The sequence below is a fragment of the Vibrio ponticus genome (assembly GCF_009938225.1).
In the GTDB taxonomy this organism is placed as follows: domain Bacteria; phylum Pseudomonadota; class Gammaproteobacteria; order Enterobacterales; family Vibrionaceae; genus Vibrio; species Vibrio ponticus.
Genome location: NZ_AP019657.1, coordinates 2319718 through 2330723 on the forward strand (window position 1 = coordinate 2319718; position 11006 = coordinate 2330723).

Sequence of the window (11006 nt, forward strand, 5' to 3'; positions counted from 1 at the left end):
ATGCACAAAAAATTAATTTGCGCATACACTAATAGAGCTGGCTTAGATAATCTGTCTCAAAAGTAAGATTAGACACTATTGCTAAAATACGACAAATATTTATGCGATTAGCATTAAAAAAAGAGTGAAATTTAATGCATATCTAATCTTATTGTTCACTAAAACACTAAACCATTGTGCTAACTTTCCAATGTCACATTCATTAACAAAAAAATACGGACAAAAAAAAACCACCCGAAGGTGGTTTTGCAAGTCATTTCAAGTTTATTTACTTGAGGATTACGCTTGAGGGCGCATCGCTGGGAATAGGATCACATCACGGATAGTGTGAGTGTTAGTAAATAGCATCGCTAGACGATCGATACCAATACCTTGACCTGCTGTTGGCGGTAGACCGTGTTCTAGTGCAGTGATGTAGTCTGCATCGTAGAACATCGCTTCGTCATCACCAGCGTCTTTCGCGTCAACCTGTGCTTTAAAGCGGTTGTCTTGGTCTTCTGCATCGTTAAGCTCAGAGAAACCATTCGCCACTTCACGACCACCGATAAAGAATTCGAAACGGTCAGTAAAGAACGGGTTGTCATCGCTACGGCGAGCTAGTGGAGAGATATCCGCTGGGTAGCCCGTGATGAAAGTAGGCTGAATCAGTTTTGGTTCAGCTGTTTCACCAAAGATCTCTTCAAGAAGCTGACCACAAGTCCAGAATTTCTCTACGTAGATGTCTAGAGATTTCGCGATAGACACCATTAGGTCACGATCTTGAACGCCTTCTTCTGTTAGCGCTTGGATTACTTCGTGCTCTGGGTTGTAGTGCTTGATAGCTTCAAGCATAGTCATACGTGCGTATTGACCACCGAATTCAACCATTTGGTCGCCGTAAGGCATTGAAGTTGCGCCTAGAACCTCTAGAGCCACACTGCTTAGCATCTCTTCAGTCAGATCCATCAGATCTTTGTAGTCTGCGTAAGCCATGTAGAATTCAATCATTGTGAATTCTGGGTTGTGACGAGGAGATAGACCTTCGTTACGGAAGTTACGGTTGATTTCGAATACACGCTCAAAACCACCTACCACAAGACGCTTCAGGTATAGCTCTGGAGCAATACGTAGGAACATTTGTTGATCCAGTGCATTGTGGTGAGTGATGAATGGACGCGCAGATGCACCGCCAGGGATCACTTGCATCATTGGCGTTTCTACTTCCATGAAGCGTTTTGACTCCATAAAACGACGAATCGCAGATACTAGCTTAGAGCGGATCTTAAACGCGTTACGAGAATCTTCGTTCACGATTAGATCAACGTAACGTTGGCGGTAACGCATCTCTTGGTCAGTTAGACCGTGGAATTTTTCTGGTAGTGGACGAAGTGCTTTAGTTAGCAGTTCAAACTCTTCCATGTTTACGTATAGGTCGCCTTTGCCAGACTTGTGCAGTGCACCTTTAACACCGATGATGTCACCGATATCAAGACCGTGGTATTGATCTTTCAGTACTTTTTGTACTTCTTTGTCTGCGTAAGCTTGGATGTTGCCAGACGTTTCTTGTAGCAACAGGAATGGACCACGCTTAGCCATTACACGACCAGCGATTGCCACTACGTGGTTCAGCTCTTCTAACTCTTCCTTCGACTTTTCACCGAACTCTTGTTGCAGGTCGCCCGCTAGTGCATCACGACGGAAGTCATTTGGGTGACCATTTGCTTTGCAGCTCTTTCGGATCGCGTCCAGTTTCGCGCGGCGCTCAGCAATTAGCTTATTCTCTTCTTGTGCAGAAGGTTCTTGTACGGTTTCATTTTGAACAGCATCAGTCATTTTCGATGTATCCTGTTTTGGTCGGTGAAAAGCTTAAAGGCCAGATTTAAGGCTAGCTTCAATAAATTTATCTAGGTCGCCATCAAGTACCGCTTGGGTATTGCGGTTCTCAACGCCAGTACGTAGATCTTTGATACGAGAGTCATCCAGAACGTAAGAACGGATCTGGCTACCCCAACCGATGTCAGATTTGGCATCTTCATTCGCTTGCTTCTCAGCATTCTGCTTTTGCATTTCTAGTTCAAACAGTTTTGCACGTAGCTGCTTCATTGCTTGATCTTTGTTCTTATGCTGAGAGCGGTCATTCTGACACTGTACCACTGTATTAGTTGGTACGTGCGTAATACGAACCGCCGATTCTGTGGTGTTTACGTGCTGACCACCGGCACCAGAAGCGCGGTATACGTCGATACGTAGATCGGCAGGGTTAATATCGATTGCAATATTGTCATCAATTTCTGGGTAAACAAACGCAGATGAGAACGACGTATGACGACGACCACTTGAGTCAAACGGTGATTTACGTACTAAACGGTGAACACCGGTTTCTGTACGTAACCAACCATAAGCATACTCACCAGAGATCTTCACTGTTGCGCCTTTAAGACCGGCAACTTCACCCTCAGATACCTCGATAACCTCGGTCTTGAAGCCTTTCGCTTCAGCCCAACGTAGGTACATACGAAGTAGCATATTGGTCCAGTCTTGCGCTTCTGTACCACCCGAACCTGCTTGCAAGTCGATGTAGCAATCAGACGCATCGTGATCACCTGAGAACATACGGCGGAATTCAAGCTTAGCCAGCTTGTCTTCTAGCTCCGCTAACTCTGGTTCGATTTCGTCAAACGTTTCTTGATCTTCTTCTTCAACTGCAAGCTCTAAAAGACCTTCTACGTCTTCCACACCTTGCTCTAGTTGATCGATAGTCTCAACAACCGCTTCAAGTGATGCACGTTCTTTACCTAACGCTTGTGCACGTTCAGGTTCGTTCCATACATCTGGTTGTTCAAGTTCTGCGTTTACTTCTTCTAGACGCTCTTGCTTAGCGTCGTAGTCAAAGATACCCCCTCAGGATTGTTGTGCGCTGAGACACATCCTGTAGACGGTTTTTAATTGGATTGATTTCAAACATGCTTGCTCAATATTTATGAGTAGAATTTAACCGCAGAATTGTACTGAAAAGTGTGACGGAGATACAGGAATTTTTTTGGCTCAAACATAGAACCCATATATAGAAAAAATCCCCCGCCATGCTATGCATAACGAGGGATTGTTATCAGAAACTTAGCTTAGTTTGCACTTAGCTTAAGCTGCATCTTCCACTAACGTTGGCTGACTAGATTTACCAATGAAGAATGCGCCAACGGTTGCCGCAACTGTTGGTAGTAACCAACCCATGCCTACCTCAAATAGTGGTAGGAAGTTAAACGCTGACACATCAACACCCGCAACTTTCGCAGCATCAATTAAAGCAAATACCAATGATACCGAGATAACCGCACGATAAGCGATGCGTGGGTTTGGTAGTTTATTACGTAGGAACGTCAGTACCACTAGAGCGATAGCAACCGGGTATAGAGCAAATAACACTGGAACAGACAGCGCGATTAGCTGAGCTAGACCCACGTTAGCAACAAACGCACATGCAGCACCGTTAATCACTACCCACTGTTTGTAAGAAAGTTTAGTCAGTGAGCTAAAGTAATCAGAACATGCTGAGATCAGACCGATCGCCGTAGTCAAACACGCTAGTAGTACAATGATAGTCAATACGATTTGACCGTAAGAGCCAAACAGCGCTTGTACATACTGGCTTAGGATCACACCACCGTTGTCAGCACCCACAGCAATCGTTGAGCTGGTTGCACCTAGATAGAATAGTGATACATAAACAAATGTTAAACCTACTGCAGCAATCAGACCTGCACAAATCAGATATTTAGTTGTTGGCTTATGTTCAGTGATGCCTTTACCACGTAGTGCGTCAACAATCAGTACACCAAACATCAATGAACCAAACGTGTCCATGGTGTTGTAACCTTCAAGGAAACCTTTTTGTAGCGGGTGCGTTAGGTATTCACCTTGCGCAGCAACAATATCACCTTGAGGGAAGAAGAACACCGCACCAGCAAGCACGATCAGACCAATAAAGAGTACTGGCGTTAGTACCTTACCGATAATGTCGATCAATTTACCTTGTGACCATGCGAAGAACATCGCGATGGCAAAGAAGGCAATTGAAAAGATCGTTAAGTGAATCTGTTCGGCATGAGCAAAGAATGGCTTCACGGCCATCTCATAAGCAACGAGACCAGTACGAGGGGCAGCAAATGCAGGACCGATAATGATGAAAATTAGAACGGCCATAATGGTTGCCGCTTTTACTGGCAAATCTTTGGTTAGCTTTTCCCAAGAGCCACCAGCAACAGCAATAGCAATAATGGTAACAAGAGGAAGACCTACTGCTGTTAATAAGAAACCAAACATAGCTGGTAGCACGTTCTCACCCGCAAGCTGACCAGCTAGCGGTGGGAATATGATATTACCTGCACCCAAGAAGAAGGCGAAAAGCATGAAGCCTAACGCTGTGATATCTGTTAATTTTAACGACTGCTTCACAGAATTACCCTTGTACTGATGATTGATGTTGTGTCTGTTCAGATGAGCTAGATCACTCTCTGGACTATTTAATTTAGAACCGAATAATGACCAAATACTCAACTATTCGCAACAGCAAAGCGAAAAACACCATATAAATTTATCCAGACAGTTCAAAACCAGTTGATAACACCAGTTTTAAAACAAAAAACAGAACATTGATTCAATAAAATTATTAACAATACCATCTATATATAGAGCAATGTTTTATACAATTTATATACAACAGTAAAAACCTCTGTATTTATAAAGTTTAACCGGATATTTAATGAACAAAAAAATTCATAAAACCAAAGGATTTAGCTTCAAGCAGTTCACCATCGAAGGTGGTGAATGTGGCATGCCAGTCAGTACCGACGGCGTGTTGTTAGGCGCATGGTGTAACGTAAGTAATGCTTCAACTATTTTGGATATCGGCACGGGTACTGGCTTACTGGCTCTGATGTGTGCCCAACGCCAAAAGAAAGCAACCATTTGGGCAGTCGATATTGAAGAAAGCGCAGCTGTAACGGCACAGCTTAACGTCGCAAACTCACCTTGGGCTGAACGCATTCATGTCGAATTAGGTGACATCAATGCCGTCACTTATCCAACCCCATTTGACGTGATTATCTGCAATCCACCCTACTTCAATAGTGGTGAACAGTCGCAAACCCAGCAGCGTGCTACCGCTCGCCATACCGATAGTCTAAGCCACTTGTCATTACTCTCTCGTTGTAAAGCTCTACTTTCAGCACAAGGGCGGGCAAGTTTTATTCTGCCAGTGGTCGAAGGGGAAGCATTTGTTCAGCTTGCTCAACAACAAGGTTGGTCGCTTTCACGTCTTTGCCGAGTCAAACCAACAAAGAACAAAACCGAAAACCGCCTGCTAATTGAACTCAGTTTGCAAGTATGCCAAGGCGAATCACAACAGCTAACAATTCGTGAACAGTCGGACTATAGCGACGACTTTATTGCCCTAACTAAAGACTTTTATTTAAAGATGTAGAAATAAGGTGTGATCCTAATCACCAATACAACTATACTATGCGGTCTAATTTTTGACTTAGTCCGCTGGGACTAAGTATTTTGTCTGCCTCTCATCTATTGTTAATCTCGCCGAAAGGCTTGCGGAGAACTCACTGTGATCAAAAATTTTGCAGAACTCGATTTAGATCCAAACCTGCTTAGTGCTATCGAAGAAATGGGTTTCAAACGCCCAACTCAAGTACAAGCTCAAGCGATCCCTCAAGCTCTTGACGGCAGAGATATCCTAGCTTCTGCGCCAACTGGTACGGGTAAAACAGCGGCATTTGTACTGCCAGCATTACAATACCTTCAAGATTTCCCTCGCCGTAAGCCAGGACCTGCGCGCGTACTGATCTTGACGCCAACTCGCGAACTTGCGATGCAAGTTGCTGACCAAGCGCGTGCGTTAGCGAAAAACACTAAGCTGAACATTTTCACTATCACAGGTGGTGTGCAGTACCAAGAACACGCCGATATTCTTGCAACAACACAAGACATCGTGGTGGCAACTCCAGGTCGTCTAATGGAGTACATTCAAGCGGAACGTTTTGACTGCCGCGCGATCGAATGGCTGATCCTAGATGAAGCAGACCGTATGCTAGATATGGGCTTTGGTCCTACTGTAGACCGCCTATCTCAAGAGTGTCGCTGGCGTAAACAAACCCTACTATTCTCAGCAACGCTTGAGGGTAAAGGGGTTGAAGGCTTTACCGCAGATCTACTGAAAGATCCGGCAGAAATTGATGCTGAACCATCTCGCAGCGAACGTAAAAAGATCACTCAGTGGTACCACCGTGCTGACAATGCTGAGCACAAACTGGCACTATTGAAGAAAATTATTACTGAGCAAGCAGAGCGCTCGATCGTATTCTTAAAAACTCGTGAACGTCTTGCTGAACTGCGCACTGAGCTTGAAAAAGCACAAATCCCTTGTGCATGGATTCAAGGTGAAATGCCACAAGATCGCCGTAACAACGCAATTGCACGTTTCCGCGATGGCACAGTAAACGTACTACTTGCCACTGACGTTGCTGCGCGTGGTATCGACTTACCAGACGTCAGCCACGTTATTAACTACGATATGCCTCGTAGCGCAGATGTTTACCTACACCGTATCGGTCGTACCGCTCGCGCAGGTAAAAAAGGTAACGCAATTTCAATTGTTGAAGCGCATGACCAACAAATGTTAGACCGCGTAGCACGCTACGTGAAAGAAGACATCAAAGAGCGCTTTATCAAAGAAATGCGTCCAACACACAAAAAACCTGTGTTTAAGAAAAAGAAAAAAGACGACAAGAAAAAGTCGGCAACTAAAGCGAAAGTGAAAAAGAAAACTTCGAAGAAGAAGTAATTGAGAACGCTGCGCTTTAAGAATTGAGAGCGCTACGCTTTGAGATAATAGAGAGGCTGATGTGAAAACATCAGCCTTTTTACGGAATACGGAATACGGAATACGGAATACGGAATACGGAATACGGAATACGGAATACGGAATACGGAATACGGAATACGGAATACGGAATACGGAATACGGAATACGGAATACGGAATACGGAATACGGAATACGGAATTTTTTCTCAGCTCCGTAGCATTGTCAAACAATGCGTTCCCGCATCCATAAGCATCGCTAGCGCGATGCGTTCGCAAAAAAAATACCGCCCCAAGGACGGTATTTTTGTATCCAGCAATATTCAAAGTAGTTGGTGTTAGAACAAGGCGACAAGTTCATTCATCGCCATGAGCATAGTCAACTATGTGATTGGTGTGAATTAACGCAGTCAACGCAGTTATCACACCAAATACGAAGAATATTAGTGTTCGCGAGTCGCGCGGAACTGAACATCAGGATGACGCTCTTGCGCTAGGTTCAAGTTCACCATCGTTGGCGCGATGTACGTTAGGTTATCACCACCATCTAGCGCTAGGTTTGCTTGGTTCTTGCGTTGGAACTCATCCAGTTTCTTACCGTCGCCACACTCAACCCAACGAGCCGTTGCCACGTTTACACCTTCGTAGATGGCTTCTACGTTGTATTCTGACTTCAAGCGAGCCACAACTACGTCGAACTGTAGAACACCGACCGCACCAACGATAAGGTCGTTGTTTTGCAGCGGACGGAATACCTGTACTGCACCCTCTTCAGAAAGCTGTACTAGACCTTTTAGTAGTTGCTTCTGCTTTAGAGGATCTCTTAGGCGAATACGACGGAACAGCTCTGGTGCAAAGTTTGGAATACCTGAGAACTTCAGTGCTTCACCTTGCGTGAAAGTATCACCAATTTGAATCGTGCCATGGTTGTGTAGACCGATAATGTCGCCTGCGTACGCGTGCTCTGCACGAGAACGATCACCCGCCATAAAGGTTACTGCATCAGAGATACTCACTTGCTTACCAAGACGAACGTGGTTCATCTTCATGCCTTGCGTGTAAGTACCCGATACGATACGCATAAATGCGATACGGTCACGGTGTTTTGGATCCATGTTCGCTTGGATCTTAAATACGAAGCCAGTGAACTTGTCTTCAGTCGCTTCAACATCACGCTCAACCGCTTGACGAGTTTTTGGCATTGGCGCCCACTCAGTCAGACCGTCTAGCATATGGTCAACACCAAAGTTACCTAGTGCGGTACCGAAGTAAACTGGCGTTAGTTCACCAGTTAAGAACATCTCTAGATCGAACTCAGGACATGCGCCCATTACTAGCTCAAGTTCTTCACGTACACTTGCTGCTAGATCCGCACCCACTTTTTCATCAAGTTCTGGGTTATCAAGACCTTTAACGATACGTACTTCTTGGATCTCGTGACCGTGGCCTGATTCATACAGAATCGTTTCATCACGGTGGATGTGGTATACGCCTTTAAATTCTTTACCACAGCCGATTGGCCATGTGATTGGCGCACACATCATACCAAGTTCGTTTTCTACCTCATCCAATACTTCCATTGGATCACGAACGTCACGGTCAAGTTTGTTCATAAACGTAACGATAGGCGTGTCACGTAGGCGAGTAACTTCCATCAGTTTACGAGTACGATCCTCGACACCTTTCGCCGCATCGATAACCATTAGACATGAGTCTACTGCGGTTAGAGTACGGTAAGTATCTTCCGAGAAGTCTTCGTGTCCCGGTGTATCGAGCAGGTTAACTAGGCAGTTATTGTATGGAAACTGCATCACAGACGTAGTAACCGAGATACCACGTTCTTTTTCCATCTCCATCCAGTCAGATTTCGCGTGCTGGTTAGAGCCACGACCTTTAACTGTACCCGCTTTCTGGATCGCGTTTCCGAATAACAGAACTTTTTCGGTAATGGTGGTTTTACCCGCATCCGGGTGCGAGATAATTGCGAACGTTCTACGTTTAGAAACTTCGCCAATAAATGGTGTCGTTGACATGAAACTGGTCTTCTTTTCTGTCTGGATGCTTGTTTAAACTCTAAACAAACGGGATTTGATTCAATTTTGCGCGGTATTTTCGCTTATATTCCTTTGCGGGGCAAATCAGAAAAGGAATAAATAGCTCATGATAATCGCATCTTCGTTACCGCTGGCGGTTGGATAGTAATTTTTACGGCGGTCCACTTCATTAAAACCGGCGGATTCATAGAGAGAAAAAGCTTTGTTATTACTCTCACGAACTTCCAGCCAGGCACTTTCTGCTTGCGCATTTTCACACACTTCAAGAAAGTGCTCTAACAAGGCTTTACCATACCCCTTGCCTTGATGCTGCGGGGCAATGGCGATATTCAGTAAAGTGACTTCACCAACGATATTCTGCGCATAAAAATAGCCCACGACTTGCTGATCATCGAGCAAGACATGATGTGCAGCACCGCGACTGTTTAAATCACGAATCATCGATTCTGCCCATGGGTGGCTATGCGCCTGCTGCTCGATTGCCCAAACATCATCAAGATGTTCAGCGGCAAGAGAAAGAAATTGTAATGTCATAATAAACTAAGAGTATGAACAGATTTGCTGCCACAACGCTTTACGTTGCTCATTGTTACCGTCGATATCACTTAACAGCGGCGAGTTAAGTACTTTCGTTATTGGCTGCGTACCAGTCAGCTCAGAACTCAAGCAACCCGCAAACCATGCCCATTCCACCGACTGCTCTAACTGAGACGCGTCCAGTTGCGAGAACTGCTGTGGATAGAGGTGACGAACTTGCTCAAGAGTTAACTGCATGCTTTTCAGTACACGTTGTAAAAACTCGGCTTGGCTACCTTGAGGTAACACCGGTGAGATCAACAGCAACTTACAATCAGACGGCAAGCTAATAGACACGGTTTGGTAACCAGTCAACCGTTGTGCGTGCATCAACTGATACTGGTCGATACCCATTTCGGATAAATATGCCATCGGATCTGTTTGCATGAGTGCTGTTCTCTAAAAATTGGTCGCTAATGCTACCACAAATCAACACACAACAAAAAAGGGACCGCAGTCCCTTTTTATCATTCAATTTACCGACCTATAGATCAGTAAATTCCGGGCTGTACTCAATCAGACCACCACGTTCGGCGAACTCATCAGCCGCGATGGCAAGCACTTGAAATGCACCCGCAGGCACATCCCACTGACAACGGAAGTTGTGTTGTTCTGCGGCACTGAAACCAAAGCGTGAATAGTAAGCAGGATCACCCAGCACCACACAAGCTGGGTAGCCAAAGTCACGCAGTGACTCCAACCCCTCACGCACCATGCTCTCGGCAATGCCTTGTTTACGAACATCCTCGCGCACCGCTACTGGCGCTAATCCTTGCCAATTGAGGTCTTCACCTTCGAGTGTTACTGGGCTAAACATTGCATGACCGACGACTTCGCCTTCATCATTGCAAGCGACCAACGACAAGGTTAATTTGCCGTTCTCTCGTAAAGACATGACTAAGTTTGCTTCCGCTTCAGTCTCAAAGGTTTCTTTGAGCAAGCGATCGATAACCAGAATGTCCGCTGGAGCTTCAGTTCGTATAAGCATGTGCTACCTCTTTTTGCATTGCTGGCGATTGTACGCCTTTATGCACGAAGTCAGCCAGTTGATTAAGCAAAATTTGCATTGGCTTAGGCAGAAGTTCGAGGTCAACACTATCCATGAGGTTTTTTACTTCTAGACCTAGCTCAGTATCACCTTCAATAGACAGGCGACGTTGGAAGAAAAGTGTATCTGGATCTTCTTTACGACCCGCAATAAGCACTAAGTCGTTTAGATTACCACTAAACGAAACATCTTCAGCCACTGGGCTATCCGCTACAACCAGTTTTTCATCTTGGTAGCTAATGTACCAAGCCAGTTTCATATCTTTGATTTCAACTTTTAACCACTTGTCTTCAAGGAACTCAAAGTCGCCATCTTCAAGCGCTTCTTTGAATACCAATTTAAGCCCATCAAGCAAGGCTTTTTTTTGAACAGATTGAGGCAATAAGTGGACTGGAGATCGCAAAATTGATGCTGCATTTTGAACTAATTGAGTGCGAATCTTGTTAATCACGCAGGTTATCCGTTACTTTGTAAATGATGT

General features: G+C 44.8%; 10 protein-coding genes. 2 read left to right on the top strand and 8 right to left on the bottom strand.

All coding sequences use genetic code 11. From position 1 onward, the window contains the following. Nucleotides 1-279: 279 nt before the first annotated feature. From lysS to brnQ, 3 genes are all read right to left on the bottom strand, one after another. A complete protein-coding gene (gene lysS / locus GZN30_RS10300) occupies nucleotides 280-1812 on the bottom strand; it encodes a lysine--tRNA ligase (RefSeq protein ID WP_075651429.1) in 1533 nt (510 codons plus the stop codon). Nucleotides 1813-1845: 33 nt separating this feature from the next. Further along, a protein-coding gene (gene prfB, locus GZN30_RS10305) for a peptide chain release factor 2 (protein ID WP_123783482.1) occupies nucleotides 1846-2944 on the bottom strand; the annotation gives its coding sequence in 2 pieces (ribosomal slippage) (nucleotides 1846-2868 and nucleotides 2870-2944; 1098 coding nt in all). Between the two features lie 173 nt (nucleotides 2945-3117). Then, nucleotides 3118-4431: a branched-chain amino acid transport system II carrier protein gene (brnQ, locus tag GZN30_RS10310; protein WP_075651425.1), complete on the bottom strand. Its 1314-nt coding sequence runs from the start codon at nucleotides 4429-4431 to the stop codon at nucleotides 3118-3120. A gap of 307 nt (nucleotides 4432-4738) precedes the next feature. On the opposite strand from brnQ, the gene GZN30_RS10315 reads away from it, so the two are divergent. Next, a complete protein-coding gene (locus GZN30_RS10315; protein ID WP_075651423.1) occupies nucleotides 4739-5458 on the top strand; it encodes a tRNA1(Val) (adenine(37)-N6)-methyltransferase in 720 nt (239 codons plus the stop codon). A 135-nt stretch (nucleotides 5459-5593) separates the two neighbouring features. After that, nucleotides 5594-6829 (top strand): ATP-dependent RNA helicase SrmB, encoded by a 1236-nt coding sequence (srmB, locus tag GZN30_RS10320; protein ID WP_075651421.1) that lies wholly within the window; start codon nucleotides 5594-5596, stop codon nucleotides 6827-6829. A gap of 461 nt (nucleotides 6830-7290) precedes the next feature. Here the strand turns inward: srmB and prfC are convergent, their stop codons facing one another. The 5 genes from prfC to ubiT all read right to left on the bottom strand — a co-directional run bounded on the left by prfC (nucleotide 7291) and on the right by ubiT (nucleotide 10976). After that, nucleotides 7291-8880, bottom strand: coding sequence for a peptide chain release factor 3 (gene prfC, locus GZN30_RS10325; protein ID WP_075651419.1), 1590 nt, complete (start codon nucleotides 8878-8880; stop codon nucleotides 7291-7293). Between the two features lie 105 nt (nucleotides 8881-8985). Next, complete coding sequence (rimI, locus tag GZN30_RS10330) at nucleotides 8986-9435, bottom strand: ribosomal protein S18-alanine N-acetyltransferase (protein ID WP_075651417.1); 450 nt, start codon at nucleotides 9433-9435, stop codon at nucleotides 8986-8988. Between the two features lie 6 nt (nucleotides 9436-9441). Further along, complete coding sequence (locus GZN30_RS10335) at nucleotides 9442-9864, bottom strand: DNA polymerase III subunit psi (RefSeq protein WP_075651415.1); 423 nt, start codon at nucleotides 9862-9864, stop codon at nucleotides 9442-9444. Between the two features lie 97 nt (nucleotides 9865-9961). Continuing rightward, on the bottom strand, nucleotides 9962-10465 hold the full coding sequence (locus GZN30_RS10340) for a GNAT family N-acetyltransferase (RefSeq protein WP_075651413.1): 504 nt from the start codon (nucleotides 10463-10465) through the stop codon (nucleotides 9962-9964). After that, on the bottom strand, nucleotides 10449-10976 hold the full coding sequence (ubiT, locus tag GZN30_RS10345) for a ubiquinone anaerobic biosynthesis accessory factor UbiT (RefSeq protein WP_075651411.1): 528 nt from the start codon (nucleotides 10974-10976) through the stop codon (nucleotides 10449-10451). Before ubiT ends, GZN30_RS10340 begins: the two co-directional genes overlap by 17 nt. Nucleotides 10977-11006: the final 30 nt, after the last annotated feature.